This is a genomic window from Pseudovibrio sp. FO-BEG1 (genome assembly GCF_000236645.1).
Classification (GTDB): Bacteria; Pseudomonadota; Alphaproteobacteria; order Rhizobiales; family Stappiaceae; genus Pseudovibrio.
Genome location: NC_016642.1, coordinates 962,951 through 982,345, shown reverse-complemented (window position 1 = coordinate 982,345; position 19,395 = coordinate 962,951). Strand labels below are relative to the sequence as shown.

General features: G+C 52.4%; 17 protein-coding genes. 13 read left to right on the top strand and 4 right to left on the bottom strand.

The features are described from left to right. Positions 1-287 precede the first annotated feature (287 nt). The 4 genes from PSE_RS04560 to PSE_RS04545 all read left to right on the top strand — a co-directional run bounded on the left by PSE_RS04560 (position 288) and on the right by PSE_RS04545 (position 4,260). Entirely contained in the window at positions 288-1,274 is a 987-nt protein-coding gene (locus PSE_RS04560) for an ABC transporter substrate-binding protein (RefSeq protein ID WP_008548410.1), read from the top strand. 122 nt (positions 1,275-1,396) lie between these two features. Beyond that, positions 1,397-2,179 carry an ABC transporter ATP-binding protein gene (locus tag PSE_RS04555; RefSeq protein WP_008548668.1) on the top strand — a complete coding sequence of 261 codons (783 nt, stop codon included), beginning with the start codon at positions 1,397-1,399 and terminating at the stop codon, positions 2,177-2,179. A gap of 9 nt (positions 2,180-2,188) precedes the next feature. Further along, positions 2,189-3,058, top strand: coding sequence for an ABC transporter permease (locus tag PSE_RS04550; protein WP_014283780.1), 870 nt, complete (start codon positions 2,189-2,191; stop codon positions 3,056-3,058). A 332-nt stretch (positions 3,059-3,390) separates the two neighbouring features. Then, complete coding sequence (locus tag PSE_RS04545; protein WP_014283779.1) at positions 3,391-4,260, top strand: SDR family oxidoreductase; 870 nt, start codon at positions 3,391-3,393, stop codon at positions 4,258-4,260. On the opposite strand, the gene PSE_RS04540 is transcribed toward PSE_RS04545, so the two are convergent. Both PSE_RS04540 and PSE_RS04535 read right to left on the bottom strand, forming a co-directional pair. Then, on the bottom strand, positions 4,253-4,963 hold the full coding sequence (locus PSE_RS04540) for a UTRA domain-containing protein (RefSeq protein WP_014283778.1): 711 nt from the start codon (positions 4,961-4,963) through the stop codon (positions 4,253-4,255). The genes PSE_RS04545 and PSE_RS04540 overlap by 8 nt on opposite strands. 42 nt (positions 4,964-5,005) lie before the next feature. Then, the gene (locus PSE_RS04535) at positions 5,006-6,382 is read right to left on the bottom strand and encodes a formimidoylglutamate deiminase (RefSeq protein ID WP_014283777.1); all 1,377 of its coding nucleotides are present in this window, start codon (positions 6,380-6,382) and stop codon (positions 5,006-5,008) included. Between the two features lie 273 nt (positions 6,383-6,655). On the opposite strand from PSE_RS04535, the gene hutI reads away from it, so the two are divergent. The 7 genes from hutI (at position 6,656) to PSE_RS04500 (ending at position 15,524) form a co-directional block, all read left to right on the top strand. Next, entirely contained in the window at positions 6,656-7,891 is a 1,236-nt protein-coding gene (gene hutI, locus PSE_RS04530) for an imidazolonepropionase (RefSeq protein WP_014283776.1), read from the top strand. 14 nt (positions 7,892-7,905) lie between these two features. Then, positions 7,906-9,474, top strand: a complete 1,569-nt coding sequence (gene hutH, locus PSE_RS04525) for a histidine ammonia-lyase (RefSeq protein ID WP_014283775.1) — start codon at positions 7,906-7,908, stop codon at positions 9,472-9,474. Beyond that, on the top strand, positions 9,475-10,302 hold the full coding sequence (gene hutG / locus PSE_RS04520) for an N-formylglutamate deformylase (protein WP_014283774.1): 828 nt from the start codon (positions 9,475-9,477) through the stop codon (positions 10,300-10,302). It begins immediately after the preceding gene. Between the two features lie 11 nt (positions 10,303-10,313). Further along, positions 10,314-11,999, top strand: a complete 1,686-nt coding sequence (gene hutU, locus PSE_RS04515; protein WP_014283773.1) for a urocanate hydratase — start codon at positions 10,314-10,316, stop codon at positions 11,997-11,999. A gap of 159 nt (positions 12,000-12,158) precedes the next feature. Next, complete coding sequence (locus tag PSE_RS04510) at positions 12,159-13,259, top strand: TRAP transporter substrate-binding protein (RefSeq protein WP_014283772.1); 1,101 nt, start codon at positions 12,159-12,161, stop codon at positions 13,257-13,259. Between the two features lie 190 nt (positions 13,260-13,449). Continuing rightward, positions 13,450-13,968, top strand: coding sequence for a TRAP transporter small permease subunit (locus PSE_RS04505; RefSeq protein ID WP_014283771.1), 519 nt, complete (start codon positions 13,450-13,452; stop codon positions 13,966-13,968). Beyond that, on the top strand, positions 13,965-15,524 hold the full coding sequence (locus PSE_RS04500) for a TRAP transporter large permease subunit (protein ID WP_014283770.1): 1,560 nt from the start codon (positions 13,965-13,967) through the stop codon (positions 15,522-15,524). The genes PSE_RS04505 and PSE_RS04500 overlap by 4 nt, the downstream gene beginning before the upstream one ends. A 53-nt stretch (positions 15,525-15,577) precedes the next feature. Here PSE_RS04500 and PSE_RS04495 read toward each other — a convergent pair whose 3' ends face one another. Then, a complete protein-coding gene (locus PSE_RS04495; RefSeq protein WP_014283769.1) occupies positions 15,578-15,934 on the bottom strand; it encodes a helix-turn-helix domain-containing protein in 357 nt (118 codons plus the stop codon). An 84-nt stretch (positions 15,935-16,018) separates the two neighbouring features. Here PSE_RS04495 and PSE_RS04490 point away from each other — a divergent pair, with 84 nt between their 5' ends. Continuing rightward, on the top strand, positions 16,019-16,468 hold the full coding sequence (locus PSE_RS04490; RefSeq protein ID WP_014283768.1) for a GFA family protein: 450 nt from the start codon (positions 16,019-16,021) through the stop codon (positions 16,466-16,468). A gap of 133 nt (positions 16,469-16,601) precedes the next feature. On the opposite strand, the gene PSE_RS04485 is transcribed toward PSE_RS04490, so the two are convergent. Next, on the bottom strand, positions 16,602-17,864 hold the full coding sequence (locus tag PSE_RS04485; protein WP_014283767.1) for a NupC/NupG family nucleoside CNT transporter: 1,263 nt from the start codon (positions 17,862-17,864) through the stop codon (positions 16,602-16,604). A gap of 577 nt (positions 17,865-18,441) precedes the next feature. On the opposite strand from PSE_RS04485, the gene PSE_RS04480 reads away from it, so the two are divergent. Then, entirely contained in the window at positions 18,442-19,368 is a 927-nt protein-coding gene (locus PSE_RS04480) for a LysR substrate-binding domain-containing protein (protein WP_014283766.1), read from the top strand. Positions 19,369-19,395: the final 27 nt, after the last annotated feature.

The window sequence follows — 19,395 nt, the reverse complement described above, 5'->3', positions numbered from 1 at the left end:
TCTTCGTTTATTTATACAATTCTAAAATAGAAGAACGTGAGATACAGGAGCGTCTTCCGCAGAGATTAAGGAATTAATATTGCAATAGCGGACGTTTATATCTGCATCTCTCTTTGGAAATACTCTCTGGTTCTATCGGGATTCACAAACTGGCACTACCGAGTGATACGGTTTCATAGTGTCCTGAATCCTGAACATAATTCAAATTAACAAGTTTCCAGCGACAAGGAACGGCAAAAAATAAAGAAGGAATAAGCACTTAGCAACGCACTGGAGGGGGAATTGACATGGCATTGAAGAAGCTTGCAGGTAAACTGGCTCTTGCAGCAGGTCTGGTGGCGAGCCTTGGGATGAGCACAGCTCATGCGCTTGATAAAATCACCGTCGCCTACTTTCTGGAATGGCCTACCGCAAACCAAGCAGCACAGATCGACAAGACCTATGACGAAGCGCTTGGTTTGGAAGTTGAATGGCGTGCCTTCGGTAACGGGAACGAGATGGTTCAGGCCATGGTTTCCGGCGATGTGCAGATTGCTTACAGTAACGGCTTTGTTCCCTTCGTTGTTGGTGTTTCCTCTGGTGCTCCGATTAAACTTGTAGGTGTGGCAGTCACTTACGCTGAAAATGACCTCTGCATTGTGCGCAATGATTCCGGCATTACCAAAGCAAATGCGAAGGAGCTGGAAGGGAAGAAAGTTGCGACACCGATCGGCAACGTAACCCACTACAAGCTCATTCGTACGCTGGATCACCTCGGCGTAGACATCAACAAAGTGAACCTTGTGCAGATGAACCCTGCCGATGCGGCGGTTGCTGTTGTGCGCGGTGATGTTGTGATGGGCTGTGCTTTTGGCGGTGCGTTGGACCGTATGAAAACCGTTGGTACACCGTTGATGACTGGTGCTGAACAGGAAGCTGTTGGCATCAACACGTTTGATGTGGTGAATGTAACCAACGACTTTGCAGCTGAGCATCCTGATCTGGTGAAGAAGTTCATGGAAGTCACCAATCAGGCCAACACCACTTACAACAGTAATCCGGATGCGGTTTACGACAAGATCGCCCTTGCTGCGGGTATGGATCTTGAGCCTGCCAAGAAGATGATCGCGAACTTCGGTTTCCCAACCAGCGAAGAGCAGCTCCAGGAAAACTGGCTTGGTGGTGGTATTCAAGCAGCCGCTAAAGGCGTGGCTGATGTGATGGTTTCAGCTGGCGGTCTGGATGAAGCGCTGGACGACTACTCCCAGTTCGTCGACGCAAGCTACCTCAAATAAAAAGATCAGAAAATGGCGGGCTTTGTCCCGCCATTCTTCCAAGAACAAGACCGGGCGAACCAGGCATTTTCCAAAGAACCGGGAGAAGCGCTTTGAGTGGAATAGTTGCCGACAATATCTCTATGGTTTTCACCCTTCCCAATGGTGATCAAGTCCATGCTCTCAACAACGTCAATCTGAATGTAAAGGATGGTGAGATCATCTCCGTTCTTGGTCCATCCGGATGCGGTAAAACAACTCTTCTCAACATCATTGCAGGCTTTCTTCGTCCGACCTCCGGAAAAATTGTCCGCGAGAATGTGGATGTGACCGGCCCCGGCCCGGACCGCGGAATGGTGTTTCAGCAAGGCGCGTTGTTTGAATGGATGACCGTTGAGAAGAATATTGCATTTGGCCCAAAGATGGCTGGGCGTCCCGCTGCTGAAACCAAGCGCAAAGTGGATGAGCTGCTGCAGATTGTAGGCCTGCAAGACTTTGGCAAAAAGCCGGTTTATCAGCTTTCCGGCGGCATGCAGCAACGTGTGGCTCTGGCTCGCTGCCTTGCCAACGATCCGGAAGTGATCCTGATGGATGAACCACTTGGCGCACTGGATGCTCTGACCCGCGAAAAGATGCAGAGCCTTGTGCTGAAGCTTTGGAAAGAGACGCGCAAAACCATTATTCTTATCACGCATTCCGTTGAGGAAGCACTCTTCCTTGGGGAACGGCTGATTGTGATGGCACCACGTCCTGGCCGAATCCTGCGTGAATACGAGCTTCCGTTTGCAGATCTCGGATTGGTGGAGAGTCCTCGTCAGATCAAAGCTTCACCGGAGTTTGTGAAAACGCGCGAAGAAATCCTGTCTCTCATCTGGGGCATGGAAGAAGAAATTATGGGTAATGACCAAGAGCTGGAACCAGCATAGGAGGCCAATATGAGCAAGCATCACACGCCGCCCTCCGGCCTATCTGTTTGGCTTGGGCTTAAAGACAATGTTTTCACGCAGCAAAAGACCGTTCGCTTTGGCGATGCCAGTGCCGTTAACTCCGGTCGGTTCTACTCCATCCTGACCGTTGTTGTGTTGCTGGCCGCATGGGGCATCGCAAGCGCCATGGGCATGCTGGAGAGCTTCTATTGGCCATCGGTGGATGCCACGATCACGAGAATGAGCAAGTTGCTTTCTGCTGGTTTCAGAAACGTGGCGTTCTGGGACCATATTGGTATTTCGGTGTTCCGTGTTCTTGCTGGCGTTTTGCTGGGTGCCCTCGTCGGTATCCCACTTGGCTTGGCCATGGGGCTTTCTTCCGTTGCTCGCGGTTTGTTTGATCCCATCGTGGAGTTTATGCGCCCGATCCCTCCACTGGCTTTGATCCCGTTGATCATTCTGTGGTTTGGCATTGATGAGACTGCCAAGATCTTCCTGCTGTTCCTTGCGTCTCTGTTCATCATGACGATTGCAGCACGCTCTGGCGTAAACAGCGTCAAGATCACCAAGGTACACGCAGCTTACTCACTGGGTGCCTCGCGTACACAGATCCTGTTTCATGTAATCCTGCCAAATGCGCTGCCAGAGATTTTCACTGGTCTGCGTACGGCGATGGGTGTTTGCTGGGGCACTGTTGTGGCGGCGGAACTGGTGGCAGCTGATAAGGGTGTCGGCTCCATGATCATGATTGCAAAGAACTTTTTGCAGACGGATACGGTGGTAATCGGCATATTTGTGATCGGACTTATCGGCTACACGATTGAGCTGGGCATGCGGTATCTGGAACGCTGGCTTATTCCGTGGCAAGGCAAAGGCTAAGAGCCAACAAAGGGCCACTCATTTACGAGAGGGGAGAGCTGAAAGGCTCTTCCCTCTTTTCGTTAAGGCCTACGCAATCACTTTCGTCTATGCACAATTACCGGTTGATTTTAGTTGCCAAAGCTCCCATTTTTTGAGAGTGAGATTGAGGGCATTAGAGGTGTATTTCTGCCTGATCTCATCCTTGCATAAAAAGCAAACCTTGCTTCAATCAAGCGTATGCCGTCCGGCCTCTGCTCCTTGGTTGAGTAAGCACCCAAAAGGTAATTGGCGCCTTTTCATTTTCCCCGGCTGCCGACCTTTTGCGGCACCTAATATTTGAGGGAATTGTCATGAAGAGTGTCGTTATTGCAGGCGCAACTGGCTATCTGGGCTCCTATCTTGTTTCCTACTACAGAAAACAGGGCTGGCACGTTCGCGCTCTTGTCCGCGATGAGCAGTCAGCTCGTGCAAAGGGCCTCGAAGCCAGTAAGTTTTTTGAGGGAGAAGCAACTAAACCCAACAGCCTGCATGGATTGATGGATAATGCTGATCTGGTCATTTCAGCTCTCGGCATCACACGCCAGAAAGACGGCCTGAGTTACAACGATGTTGATTATCAAGCCAACAAGAACCTGTTGGATCTGGCGGTTGAGAACAGTGTCCCTCAGTTTGCTTACATTCATGTTCTGAACGCGACCAAGTTACTGGATGTTCAGCTGGTGCGTGCAAAGCAGCATTTTGTGGAGGTTCTTCAGGCTGCACCAATCAAAAGCACCGTGATTTCACCAAGTGGTTACTTCTCTGATCTGGAGGAGTTTTTTGGCATGGCAAAGTCCGGGCGGGTCTACATGTTTGGTTCGGGGGATTATCGGATCAACCCTATCCATGGCGCTGATCTGGCTGCAGCATGCTTTGAGATTATCAAGGATGGCCAAGCTTATGCCGAAGTGGGTGGTCCCGTGAAGTACACCCATAACGAGTTGGCGGAGATTGCCTTCAAAAGCCTGCAGAAAAAAGCCAAGATCACGCATCTGCCCAACTGGATCAGCGTTGCTTTGCAGCGGCTTCTGGAGACTTTCACCACAGCGAAGACGTACGGCCCGATCCAGTTTTTCCTGAGTGCAATGCGGATGGATATGATCGGCAAATGCTATGGCAAAATCCGGCTGGAAGATCACTTCGCTCAGTTGGTGCAAAAAGAGAAGCAGAAGACTAGCTGAAGATCGGCTCATCCGAGCTACGCGTTGCCATGTGGTAACGGCTGCCGGGGTGTACTAGCCGCACGTAAGTGATGCCCTGCCCTGAAATCCATGTACGGCGCTCTATAGTGAACACAGGCTCACAGTCTTCCAGCTGGAGCAGTCGTTGCTCTTCGGCTGTGGCTTTGTCCGCACGGAAGACGTGTTCAATGCTTGGATGCGGGACACGCTGCAGCAGCCACTCATTAGGGCCGATGTCTGCAAAGCTTTCCTCGGCAGCTTCGGGCAATGCAGAGAGGTTGATCCAGCGGACATCCAATTGCTGCGGGATGCCATCTCCATAATGCAGGCTCTTCAGGAAGAGAGCTTTTTCATTCTGGTTCAGTCCAAGCTGGATGCGGGCATCTTCCGGTGGCAAGGCTTCCAGACGCTCCAGAAGCAGATACTTATAGGCTTGGCCTTTGTTCTCGATTTCCTGCCGGATCACCGGAATGGTGATGGTTGCAGGGTGAGACTTAGGCTGGACGACTCGGGTTCCGGCCTTCCGGCGTCGTTCCACCAGCCCTGCATCAGCGAGCTCCCGCATGGCGCGGTTGACGGTTGCACGGGTGCAGCCAAACTCCTCCGAGAGCGCTTGCTCGCTTGGCAGAAGATCGCCCGGTTGCCATTGCAAACTGGTGATCCTCTCCTGCAAAATGCCTCTGATTTCCTTATAGGATCGCAAGCGCTCTTCCTGTCGTTTTCAAGAAAATGAATTTGGGCGTTGTTAGGCTGCTTCCAGCAAAACTGCAAGCTGTTCTCTGTATTTAGCAGTGATAGCTGCGCGGTGGATGTGTTGCCCATCCTTCACCATGTGCCGTCCGGCGGACCAGACATCAGTTACGACACGGTCATCACCAGCGAAAATCCAATAATCCAGATATTGGTCTAGCCTCAGGCCTGTGAACTCTACCCGTGCTGTATCAATCGCGACGACATCTGCGAGGCTGCCTTCTTTGAGCTCCCCAGTGTTACGACCCAGAGCCTGGGCTCCACCTTTGGCTGCGGCCTGATACATGGCGGTGCCGACAGATCCTTCACCGTTCAACATGACGTTTCGGGACTGATCACGCAGGCGCTGGCTGTATTCCAGCACGCGCAGTTCCTCAGAAAGCGAGATGCGCAGATTACTGTCAGAACCAACACCGTAGACGCCACCTGATTCAATGAATGTCGGTCCGTTGAATATGCCATCGCCAAGGTTTGCTTCTGTGATTGGGCACAGGCCTGCTACAGCACCAGCTTTTGCCATAGCCACTGTTTCTTCCGTGGTCATATGGGTGGCGTGTACGAAACACCAGTTGTTGCGGACATCGACGTTGTTCAGCAGCCATTCGATTGGCCGAGCCCCAAGCCATTCTTGAACAGCTTCCACTTCCTTCATCTGCTCAGAGATGTGGATGTGCACGGGCTTGCCAGCAAAGACGGATGCAATCTCACGTAACTGATCGGGATTGGTCGCGCGCAGAGAATGCGGTGCGATGCCGATCTGGCAATCTGCCGGCAGAGATGTCGTCAGAGACTTCGACGCTTCTTCAATGAGTTGCAGGTGACGTTCCAGATCATTGCCGAACCGCAGTTGTCCGCCGCTTAAGGGCTGTTCACCTGCGCCGCCGTAGGAGTAATGAACCGGCAAATGAGTGAGGCCAATGCCTGTTTGATTTGCAGCTGCAAAGATGCGGAGGCTCATTTCTGCGAGGTTGTCGTAGGGCGTTCCATCTGATTGATGATGAAGGTAGTGGAACTCGCCAACGCTGGCATACCCAGCCTCTAACATCTCCATGTAAACCAGCGCGGCGATTGCCTCGAATTGCTCAGGTCGTAGTTGCCCCAGAAACCGATACATCAGCTCACGCCATGTCCAGAAACTGTCTTTCCCCTTCTGGCGCACCTCAGTCATGCCTGCCATTGCCCGTTGGAAGGCGTGGGAGTGCAAATTGGCGGGGGCCGGACAAATCATTCTGCTTTTGCCAGAAACCTCTTCACCTTCAGGCATCACGCCGATCTCAACGGTTTTAATAGTGCCGTTAGCGTTCAGGTGCAAACGCACGTTCTCGGTCAGACCAGTGGGGAGTAAAGCCTGCCCTGCGAAGATGGTTTTCATTGCTCACTCAATAGTTTGATGTGAAACGTCGATCAATTCAGATCATTTTTGCAACATTAAGCATATACATAAATGCAACTCACACAACCATCCTCTTTTTCTAAGATATCACCAGGCAAAGGTTAAAATGGCTGAATTTAGCTATTTATTTAATTGATACTGTTGGGTTAGCCCGAAAATTACTCACACTGCATATTTTTTATGTATAGACATTAAGCGATTTCCATGTAGATTTTTACTGAAGTGAATTCACGTGGAATCTCGGGAGGGTCCATGACAAGCGGGAGAACCGTACTCACCAACCTGACGGCTGCAACTCTGTCTGCACAGGCAGATGGCTATGGCCTGATCCACGATGCAGCCATTGCGATTGAGGCAGATGACATCTGCTGGATTGGCCCTGCAAAGGAGCTGCCGGAGGAGTGGAAAGACGCGCCCCAGACAGATTTGAACGGACGCCTTGCCACTCCTTCTCTCATCGATTGCCACACGCATATCGTCTACGGCGGTTCCCGCGCTCGTGAGTTTGAGATGCGATTGAATGGTGCGACCTATGAAGAGATCGCCCGCGCAGGTGGGGGGATCCGCTCTACAGTGTCCGCAACACGTGCTGCTAGTGAAGAAGAGCTTCTGGCAGATGCGTTGCCACGGGTTGATGCGTTACTGGCAGAAGGTGTAACGCTGTTGGAAATCAAGTCCGGTTACGGGTTGGATCTTGATACAGAGCTGAAAATGCTGCGTGTTGCACGGAAGATTGGCGAGCTCCGTCCTGTTAAGGTGCTAACTACCTTCCTCGGCGCACATGCATTACCGCCAGAGTATGAAGGTCGTAGTGACGACTACATCAGCTTTGTTTGCGATGAGGTGCTTCCGGCTGTCAAAGCGGAAAATCTGACTGATGCGGTTGATGCATTTTGTGAGGGCATTGCCTTTTCTCCTGAGCAAGTGAGCCGTGTGTTTGACCGTGCGCAGGAGCTTGGCCTTCCGGTCAAGATCCACTCTGAGCAGCTTTCCAACCTTGGCGGCACTGCAATGGCTGCCAGCCACAAAGCACTTTCTGCAGACCATCTGGAGTATCTGGACACTGCTGGCATTGAGGCCATGAAGGAAGCGGGCACTGTTGCTGTTCTGTTGCCGGGTGCGTTCTACTTTCTGCGCGAAACTCAGCATCCTCCGCTACAGGAGCTGCGAGATGCTGGCGTTCCCATCGCATTGGCGACAGATGCTAATCCGGGCTCATCTCCCCTCACCTCACTTCTGCTTTGCATGAACATGGCATGCACCTTGTTCCGCATGACACCGCAGGAAGCTTTGGCAGGTATCACACGCAATGCGGCGCAAGCTCTGGGACAATCTGAGGTTTGCGGAACGCTGGAAGCTGGCAAGCAGGCCAACATTGCTATCTGGGATGTGAAAGAGCCAGCCGAACTGGCTTATCGCATCGGGTTCAACCCACTGAACCGCCTGTATTTCCTCGGCGAAGACATCACAAAAACACAAGCAAATTAAGCACTGAGGCATTCATGACAACTTCCCCCTCAACTTCTTCCAGACCTAAGCTGGTTTTAAAGCCGGGAGAACTTACTCTCACTCAACTTCGCCAGATCTACCGTGAAGAGACGAATGTCGAGCTGGACCGCTCCTGCAAAGACGGTGTTGAGCGCGCCGCTGCAATTGTGCAGAGCGCGGCACAGGGTGATACGCCGGTGTATGGGGTAAACACGGGTTTCGGTAAGCTTGCTTCGGTTAAAATTCCGGCTGAAGATACCGCTACCTTGCAGAGAAACCTCATTCTTTCTCACTGTTGCGGTGTTGGTGAGGTTCTGCCGCAAAACATCGTGCGTTTGGTGATTGTGCTCAAACTTGCCTCATTGGGGCGTGGCGCATCTGGTGTTCGTTGGGAGCTGATTGAGTGCCTTGAGCGGATGCTGGAGCATAACGTTGTGCCTGTTGTTCCGGGTCAGGGCAGTGTTGGTGCTTCCGGTGATCTGGCACCTCTTTCTCACGTGGCTGCTGTGATGCTGGGCGAAGGCGAAGCGTTCTTTGGTGGCGTGCGCGTTTCCGGCAAGGAAGCGATGCAGCTGGCTGGCATTCCGACGATTCAGCTGGCAGCGAAAGAAGGCCTTGCGCTGATCAATGGGACGCAGGTGTCGACCGCACTGGCTTTGGCGGGTTTGTTCCAGGCACATCGTCTCGCAAAGACTGCGTTGATTACAGGTGCTATGTCAGTTGATGCACTGATGGGTTCTGGTGCTCCATTCCGCCCAGAGATCCATGAGCTGCGTGGCTACAAAGGGCAGATTTCTGCTGCGGCTACCATTCGCGAGCTGATGTCTGGTTCTGCAATTCGTGAAAGCCATCGTGAGGATGATGAGCGTGTTCAGGATCCATACTGCCTGCGCTGTCAGCCACAGGTGATGGGAGCAGTGTTAGGGCTGCTTGCTCAAGTGGGATATACGCTGGAGATTGAAGCGAACGCGGTGACAGATAACCCGCTGGTGTTCAAAGACGGTTCTGTCGTTTCCGGCGGCAATTTCCATGCTGAGCCTGTTGCGTTTGCAGCGGATCAGACTGCGCTTGCAATTGCTGAAATCGGGGCGATTGCACAGCGCCGAATTGCAACGCTGGTTGACCCCGCACTCAACTACGGTCTACCGCCCTTCCTGACACCTAATCCGGGCCTCAACTCTGGTTTCATGATCGCGGATGTGACATCTGCAGCGCTTTACAGTGAGAATAAGCAGCGGGCTGCGCCATGTTCTGTTGATTCCACGCCGACCAGTGCCAACCAAGAAGACCATGTGTCAATGGCAACCCATGCTGCACGGCGCTTGATCGACATGAATTCCAACCTTTCCAAGATCATCGGCATTGAGTTGCTGATGGCTGCACAGGGCATTGAGTTCCGTATTCCGCTCAAAACCAGCCCGATCCTGCAGGATGTTGTGGCTGCGGTGCGCGAAGAGATCGAAGAGCTGGAAGATGATCGCTACATGGCGCCGGATCTCGAGAAGGCTGCAGAGCTTGTCGCTTCTGGCCGGATTTTTGATGCAGCCAGCAAAGCTCAGTTCTTTAAGTTAGAGGAGGCCTGATTGACCTACTCCTTCTCACCACTGATCAAAAAAGGTGACAGCCCGATTGTACTGGCTCAGCCGCATGGTGGTACCGATGTGCCGCTGTCGATTTGGAACAGGTTCAATTCTGTCGGGCAAGCACTGGCTGATACGGATTGGCACATTAACCGCCTGTATGATGGTTTGCTTGAGAATGCCAGTGTGATCCAGACGCCTGTGCATCGCTATGTGATTGATGCCAATCGCGATCCCGCGGGTGTTTCGCTCTATCCTGGTCAGAACACCACTACACTCTGCCCGCTGACAGACTTTGATGGTCGCCCAATCTATCGCGATGGGCAGGAACCTTCAGAAGATGAAGTTGAAGAGCGCCGCGCTAAATTCCACGCGCCTTATCATGAAGCGATTGCGGAGGAGTTGGAGCGTGTGCGGCAGAAGTTTGGTGTGGCCGTTCTCTATGACTGCCATTCCATCCGCTCCAACATCCCGTTTCTGTTTGAAGGTGAGTTGCCTGTGTTCAACATTGGCACCAATGTTGGGCAGACCTGCGCTCCGATGATTGAGCAGATCACCGTTGATGCCTGCCGTGCAGATGTCAGCGTAGAAACGGTGGTGAATGCTCGCTTTAAAGGTGGCTGGACCACTCGCCACTACGGCAAGCCTGAGACTGGCATCCATGCCATTCAGATGGAGACTGCGCAGCGGGCTTACATGTTTGAGCAGAGCCCATGGGCTTACGCTCCAGAGCGCGCTGACAAAACACGTGCCACTCTCAAATCCATTCTTTCTCAGCTAGAAGCGCAGGCCCTTGCAGGGGCATTTTCAAGCGCCAGTACAAGTCGCTAACGGAGCCGACCATGACCGATACGCTCACTCAAGATCCTCGCAAGAACACCCGCGATATCTTTCCACCAACCGGACCAGAGCTGAACGCAAAGAGCTGGCTGACAGAAGCGCCAATGCGCATGCTCATGAACAACCTGCATCCTGATGTGGCTGAGAACCCGCATGAACTGGTGGTTTATGGTGGCATTGGCCGCGCTGCGCGGACATGGAAAGACTTTGACACCATTGTCGACACGCTGAAGAAACTGGAAGCCGATGAAACTCTGTTGGTTCAATCCGGCAAGCCAGTTGGCGTGTTCCGGACGCATGAGAATGCACCGCGTGTGCTGATTGCTAACTCCAACCTCGTACCGCATTGGGCGAACTGGGATCACTTCAACGAGCTGGATAAAAAAGGTCTGGCGATGTACGGCCAGATGACTGCTGGCTCGTGGATTTATATCGGCTCGCAAGGCATTGTTCAGGGTACCTACGAGACCTTCGTGGAGGCTGGTCGCCAACACTACGGCGGAGACCTGAAAGGTAAGTGGATCCTGACCGGTGGCCTTGGCGGTATGGGTGGTGCTCAGCCACTTGCTGCTGTGATGGCTGGTGCTTGCTGTCTGGCTGTTGAGTGTAACGAAGACAGCATCGATTTCCGCCTGCGCACTAAATACGTCGATGAAAAAGCCAAGACACTTGATGAAGCGTTGGAGATGATTGAGCGCTGGACCGCAGCTGGTGAAGCTAAGTCCGTTGGCTTGCTCGGCAATGCAGCAGACATCTTCGCTGAGCTTGTTGAGCGCGGTGTTCGCCCAGACATCGTGACTGACCAAACCTCCGCTCATGACCCAATCAATGGCTATCTGCCACAAGGCTGGACCATGGCTGAGTGGAAGGAAAAGCGCGAGAGTGATCCTAAAGCCGTTGAGAAAGCTGCCCGCGCTTCCATGAAGGTGCATGTGAAGGCGATGCTGGACTTCCATGAGCGGGGTGTTCCAACTGTCGATTACGGCAACAACATCCGCCAGATGGCGTTTGAGGAAGGTCTGGAGAATGCTTTCGACTTCCCGGGTTTTGTGCCTGCTTACATTCGCCCATTGTTCTGCAAAGGTGTTGGCCCATTCCGTTGGGCGGCGCTTTCCGGTGATCCTGAGGACATCTACAAAACAGACCAGAAGGTGAAGGAACTCATCCCAGATGATCCGCACCTGCACAACTGGCTGGATATGGCGCGCGAGCGTATCTCCTTCCAGGGTCTACCTGCCCGTATTTGCTGGGTCGGTCTAGGTCAACGTCACCGTCTGGGTCTTGCATTTAACGAAATGGTTCGCAACGGCGAGCTAAAGGCACCGGTGGTGATTGGTCGTGACCATCTCGATTCTGGATCTGTTGCTTCTCCAAACCGTGAAACTGAGTCTATGATGGATGGCTCTGATGCTGTTTCTGACTGGCCTCTGCTCAACGCTCTGCTGAACACGGCATCCGGCGCAACCTGGGTATCGTTGCACCACGGTGGCGGCGTTGGAATGGGCTTTTCCCAGCATTCCGGCATGGTGATTTGCTGTGACGGAACTTCGGGTGCAGACGAGCGCATTGGCCGCGTTCTTTGGAATGACCCTGCGACAGGTGTTATGCGCCATGCGGACGCAGGCTACCAATTGGCAATTGATTGCGCCAAGGAGAATGGTTTGAACTTACCTTCACTAGGTAAGTAACTGATTCAGTACGATAAACTCGCCCTAGGTAAGTTTTAATTTCCGTTTCCGGGCAAACTGGTTCAGCCGCGTATTTTTGGCATTCCAGACTTTACACAAAACCGATGAGGGACTGTGCTCTGCGGCCCCTTGTTATTCTAATTTTTGAGGGGAAAAATTATGAAGAGACGTGATTTTCTTAAGGGTGCAGGTGTTGCAGCAACTGGCGTCGCCGCTGCTTCTGCTCTGGCAGCTCCGGCTGTTGCTTCCGACAAGATCAAGTGGAAGATGGTCACTTCGTGGCCTAAGAACCTTCCGGGTCCTGGCGTTGCAGCGCAGATGCTTGCAGACCGTATCACCATGCTTTCCGGTGGTCGCATTGAGGTGAAACTCTATGCCGCTGGTGAACTGGTTCCGGGCCGTGGTGTGTTTGATGCAGTATCGGAGGGGACTGCAGAACTTTACCACTCAGTGCCCGCGTATTGGGGCTCCAAGTCCAAAGGCTTCCTGTTGTTTGGCTCTCAGCCTTTCGGTTTGACCGCAGATGAGCAGTACGGTTGGATGGCACATGGTGGTGGTCAGGCGCTGTATGACGAAATGTATGCGCGCTTTAACCTGAAGCCGTTCCTGTGTGGCAACTCTGGTCCTCAGGCTGCTGGCTGGTTCCGCACAGAGATCAACTCTGCGGAAGACCTGAAAGGTCTGCGTTTCCGTACAACTGGTCTTGCATCTGAGATGTGCACCAAGATGGGTATGGCAGTTCAGGCAATGGGTGGCCGTGACATGTTCCAGGCCCTGCAGACTGGCACACTGGATGCAGGTGAGTTTATCGGTCCTTGGACAGACTCTGCTCTGGGCTTCTATCAGGTTGCCAAGAACTACTACTTCCCGGGCGTAGGCGAGCCAAGCTCCGCAGAAGAATGCGCCGTCAACTCCGAGGCTTACAATGCGCTGCCAGATGACCTGAAGCAGGTTGTCGCGTTCGCATGCTCGTCGCTCTACAACGATGTTTGGACAGAGTATACCACCAACCACGCGAAGGCCTTGAAGAAGCTGGTTGCTGAAAAAGGTGTGATGGTAAAGAACTTGCCAGAAGACGTTCTGCTGGCGATGGGCAATGCTGCTGGTGAAGTCATAGGTGAACTGCGTGAGAATGACGACGAGCTGGTGAAGCGCATCACAGAGAGCTTCCTCACCTACCGTGAATCCATGAAGGAATACAAACCTCTGGCAGATAACGGCCAGATGAACATGCGCCTTCTGGACATCAACTACGGATAAGCAGCTGTCACCTTGCAAACACCAGTTTGCTGACATTTTCTACACGACACAAAGTCGGGGCTTCTGGCCCCGGCTGTTCTCCTGCTTTCTTCAGTTCAGCCGCGTCTCATCCGCCGATAACCGGTTCCCATAGCTTTGAGATGCGCTCTGGAAAGCCAAGAAAATACTCTGGCCTGATCGGATTTTACCGATGACCTCTGTTGTTTCGAAACTCGACGCAATCAACCGGTTGGTTGGTCATACCATCCGCTGGTTTGCGTTATTCATGCTGCTGTTGCAGTTTGGGATCGTTTTGCTGCGCTATCTGTTTGGCGTCAGCTACATCTTCCTCGGCGAAGGCGTGCTTTACATGCATGCATCTGTTTTCATGCTTGGCGCTGGCTATACGCTTTTGGCTGACAAGCATGTACGCGTCGATATCTTTTACGGGCAGGCTTCTCCCAAGGCCAAAGCCATCATCAATCTGATCGGTGCTCTGTTCTTTTTGCTGCCCACTGTTGGCCTGCTGCTCTGGATCAGCTGGCCCTTTGTTTACAACAGCTGGAAGATCCTTGAAGGACCGATTTCGGTTGGTGGTATTCCTGCAAGCTTTCTACTTAAGAGCCTTATTCCTGCGTTTTGTGGTCTTCTGATCATTCAGGGCATCTCCGGCATTTTGCGGGATGGGCTGTTTTTGTGCGGCGTTGATGTTGAGGAGCCAAAGCTGTGACCGAGTTTCTCGACATCTTCATGTTCGCGGGCCTGTGCTTTGCGATCCTGCTGGGCTATCCGGTGGCCTTCACTATTGCCGGTGTGGCCGTGCTCTTTGCTATTCTTGGAGCGATGACCGGTGCGTTTGATACCGGGCTGCTGGGTGCACTTTCACAGCGCATTTTCGGTACGATGACCAACAACGTGCTGATTGCGATCCCGCTCTTTGTGTTCATGGGGCTGGTGCTTGAGCGCAGCCGCATTGCAGAGGATTTGCTGGAAGAGATGGGCAAGCTGTTCGGCTCGCTGCGCGGTGGTCTGGGGATCTCTGTTGTGCTCGTTGGTGGGCTGCTGGCGGCTTCAACCGGTATCGTGGGTGCCACTGTCGTGACAATGGCATTGATCGCTCTACCAACCATGCTGCGTAATGGATATGACCCAAAGTTGGCGGCAGGTACTGTGTGTACCGCAGGCACGCTGGGGCAGATCATTCCGCCATCCACGCTGCTGATCATCCTTTCAGAGGTGATGTCCAACGCCTATCAGCAGGCACAGTTTGCGGAAGGCAAGTTCACCGTTGAGACCATCAGCGTAGGCCAAACCTTTGCGGCAGCGCTGGTTCCGGGTCTGATGTTGGTGGGCGTCTATATTGTCTATCTGTTGATCCGCGCTTATCTGCAGCCGAGCTCTGCGCCTGCCATGGACAAGCGTGTACTGGGCGAGACATCAGCGCGCCGGATTGCTTCCGTTCTGATCCCACCAGTGGCGCTGATAATCGCGGTTCTGGGTTCTATTCTGGGTGGTGTCGCAACGCCGACAGAAGCGGCTGCGGTTGGCGCAGTGGGCGCTTTACTTTTGGCGGCTTTCCGGCTGAGTAACGGCAAATCCAACTTGTTGCTTGGGGCAAGTGTTGTGGCTCTGCTGGCGGTGATCGCGCTTGCTGGGATGACCACTATCCGCTTGCAACGCAGCGAGTTAACTGTCTCTGATTATGGCCTTGCTGGTGTCGCGATTGTGCTGCTGATCATTGGCATCAGCGGTCTGCTTCAAAGTGTGATGCGTATGTGGCGATCTCAGCTGCTTGCGCCGGTGATGACCAACACACTCTCCATCTCAGCGATGATCTTTGCGACGATCATTGGGGCAAGTGTGTTCTCTCTGATTTTCCGCGGTCTTGGTGGTGACGCTCGCATTGAGGAGCTGATCTCTGCAATGCCAGGCGGTGAGATGGGTGCCCTGCTGTTTGTGATGGCGCTGATTTTTGCCCTCGGCTTCTTCATGGATTTCGTAGAGATCTCCGTAATCCTACTGCCGATTGTTGGCCCTACCCTGCTGATGATGGGTTTTGATCCTATCTGGCTTTCTGTGATGATCGCTATCAACCTGCAGACCAGCTTCCTGACACCACCATTCGGGTTCTCGCTGTTTTATCTGCGTGGTGCGGCCCCGCCCGAGATCACAACAGGTATGATCTACAAGGGGGTGCTGCCTTATATCCTGCTGCAGATTGTCGGGATGGGGCTGGTCTGGTTCTTCCCTCAGATCGCAACCTGGTTGCCGTCAGTTCTGTTCTGACGAGAAGGGGCAACGGAGTTTGAGAAAGGCTGGATGTCACGTCCAGCCTTTTTCTATACGCGCTTCTGCATGAAGCTTTCTGGTGGGATCCACGTTTCAGGCATGTGCTTGTTGGCCCATCGGCACATTTCCTGAAGAACAGGCAAGATATCCTTGCCGCGATCTGACAGCAGATATTGATAGCGTTTGGGATTCGATTGGTAGAGCTCTTTGGTGACCATGCCAGCCGCTTCCAGCTGATTCAGGCGAACGGTCAGAACGCTTGTCGTGATCTTTTCCGGTGAGCTCAGGAACTCTGAGAAGATCTTTTTTCCGTTGAACATATCCCGCAGGATCAAAAGGCTCCAGCGGTCTCCGACGATATCTAGCGTATTCGCGATGGGGCAGCCGGAACGGTTTTCGGTTGACATACCGCCATTCTCTCCTATTGTGAATAGTAACTTGCAATTTACAAGTCACTAAAACATCTCTCAACTCAGACTAAGGATAGTATCATGGAAAGCGCATTTACAGGGTCTTGCCTTTGCGGGAATGTACAGCTGAAATCAAGAATGAAGCCGCAGATGGCCGCGCATTGCCACTGTGATGACTGTCGTAAGTCATCGGGAACAGGGCATTGCACCCATGCGGCCCTGCCTAAAGAAGCGGTGGAAGTGACTGGGGAGCTCACCTTTTTCGACAAACCTGCTGATAGCGGGAATGTGGTCACACGGGGCTTTTGCCCAACCTGCGGCAGTGCGATGTACTCTCTGAACTCATCTATGACGGATCTGATTTTCGTGCGTGCATCTGCTGTTGATCAGCCGGAGGTTATTGAGCCTCAGGTGAATGTGTATGCCAGCCGAGCACCATCCTGGGATGAGATTGATCCAAAGCTTCCAGCTTTCCCGGAAATGCCTCCGCAAGGATCCCGAGAAGTTATCGAAGAAGGCGTTCACGAGTAACGCTTCTTTCCTGTGAAGCAGAGACGCGTCCACCCCCAACGTAGCGCAGTCTGTTTTTCTGACACAAATAGAAACGGGGAGAGCAAAGCTCCCCCCGTCACAGGCAATTCAGAGATTAAGGAAGAAAACTCTCTTACATTGCCAATGAGATAAAGATACCCGCGATTGCTGCGCTCATGAGGTTTGAGCAGGTTGCAGCCAGCAGTGTGCGAGGACCATACTTCGCGATGAAGTTCATGCGGTTTGGAGCCAGAACACCCAGACCACCGATGAGAATACCCATGGAAGAGATGTTCGCGAAGCCGCAGAGTGCGAAGGAAACGATTGCTTTGGTCTTTTCCTGAATGACCGGCAGACCCATTTCCACTGCGGTGGCGTCTACGAGGTAGTTCTTCAGGTCGAGGTAAGCTACGAACTCGTTCACAACCAGCTTTTTACCGATCAGGGAACCTGCAACACCAATGTCAGCCATTGGAACACCCAGAAGGTAAGCGATTGGAGCGAAGATCCAGCCGAGGATCATTTCCAGAGACAGATCGAAGCCAGCGAAATCACCAACACCACCGAGGATCAGGTTCACCAGAGTGATCAGACCGATCATTGCAACCAGGTTTGCACCGATCGCGCCAGCAAGCTGCAGACCGTTCATTGCGCCCTGACCAGCAGCAGCGAGCACGTTCTCTGGCTTTTCGTCGCCAAAGCTCATGTCTTTTTCAACGGTGTAGTTGGTTTCTTCAGTTTCTGGCAGGATCAGTTTTGCGAAGAGAAGACCACCTGGAGCAGCCATGAAGGACGCTGCGAGGAGGAATTCGATCTTAACGCCCATCAGCGCATAACCGCCGAGAACAGTACCTGCAACAGAAGCCATACCACCACACATGATGGCGAAGAACTCACTGTCGGACATCTTTGGCATGTAAGGCTTCACAACGAGTGGAGCTTCAGTCTGGCCCACGAACACGTTGGAAACTGCAGACATGGATTCTGCCTGGGAGGTACCCAGCAGTTTTGCCATGCCACCACCGATGACGCGAATAACGATCTGCATAACACCGAGGTGGTACAAAACAGCAATCAGTGCAGAGAAGAAGATAACGAGGCAAAGCACGTTGAAGGCAAACACGAAGCCAACGGTGTCGGAAAGTGAACCGTTGGTGAGGTTGCCGAAGAGGAAGTTAACACCGGAACGACCACTGTCGATCACACCGGCAATGCCCGTTGACATTGCGTGAAGAATGGCACGGCCAGCTGGAACGTAAAGAACGAAAGCGCCGATACCGATCTGGAGAGCCAGCGCACCACCTACGGTGCGGAGGTTGATCGCCTTGCGATTGGTTGAAACCAATACAGCAATAACGATCAGTGTAGCGATGCCAAGAAAACCTGTTGCGAACATTATGAGCTCCTCCCAGAGGCTCTGAGGTAAGTTGTTGATTATGGTTGGGGAGAATTTTGAGGTGCCGAAAGGCGACTAACCGTACCCACCTTCACGTGGACAGTTGAGATGGCCACCCGCATCCAACAAACGCTTTCTCATTGAAAAACAATGTAAAACGCCTGCGGTTGTAGAACCTTCCAATACCTCAAAGGGAATTACCGCTGCTGACAGAGTACGTACGGTGGGAGTTCGTGCGTAAGAGCCGTCGGTCTCCATGGAAGCGAGGCATACGACAGGCGCAGCACACTCACCTTGCGTAGGTGCGAATGTGGACTGACCCAATTGCATAATTTGCCTCACCTTTTAACTAATTCCCTTCGGTGAGGGCAAACTAGTTGCCTGAGAGGCAATTATTAAGTTTTTTAAATATATCAATCGTTTCGAACTTCGAAACAAACTATAAAATATTACGTAGAAAACCACGCCAGATAAGGATTATTTCGTAGATTATAGTTCTTGCAGAACATATAGAATAAAAATAGTAGAACTTTAAGAGCTACAACCTAGACAAAAATAAAAACAACAAAACAAGTTCATGCACGATCTCATTACATCCGGGCGCATTACTTTGCGTATGCTGCGTTACTTTCATCAAGTTGCAGTAAGTGGGCACTTTGGCCGCGCAGCGGAAGAGCTGCATATTTCTAAGTCACCGATGTCCATACAAATCAAAGAGTTGGAAGTTGCCCTTGGACTATCACTCTTTCATCGAGACTCCCGAAATGTTTCTCTCACAGCAGCAGGGCGCGTGCTGAAGCGTGAGTGTGAACAGATTTTCAAGGTGTTGGATTACGCCATAACCAACACGCAGCGGCAGGGTCGTGCCGAAAACTCGACCCTGAGCATTGGCATGGTGAGCAGTGCCTTCCTTGATGGATTTGCGAACTTACTTTCAGATTTCAAGGGCAAGCATCCAGATTGCTCTCTAAATTTTACAGAGCTGGCCCCTAATCAGCAGAAGGAAGCGCTCGACGGGGGCACTATCGATCTGGGCATTTGTCGCTATGGCGATACACTTAATGAACCAGCTTTGAACTCCAAAGTATTGGTGCGAGAAAATCTTATTCTGGCAGTTCCCAACACCCACCCATTGAAGGACCGTAGGGTGGTCGCACTGGAAGAGCTAAAAGATGAGGAAATGGCAGTCTTGGATCGCAGTATGTCCAATTCAACGCCATTTTTGATCGCCCGGTGCAAAGATCAGGGGTTTTATCCTAAGGCTGCTTTTGAGGTTCAGGAGCCAAGTACACTATTGGCTCTGGTCGCTTCGGGACAGGCGATCGCGCTGGTCAGTGATTGCTTCCGCAGTCAGAAATCCAAGAACGTCCGCTTCATTCGACTAAAGGAAGACATTCCAGCAGACCTTTGTGCCATCTACAAAAAGAACTATGAGACTGAAATTCTGCGTAAGTTTCTGCAGTTCATCGAGTTCGACTACAAACCGCAGATTGACGAAAACTGAGGGACTAAGACTGCCCCTCAGTTCAGC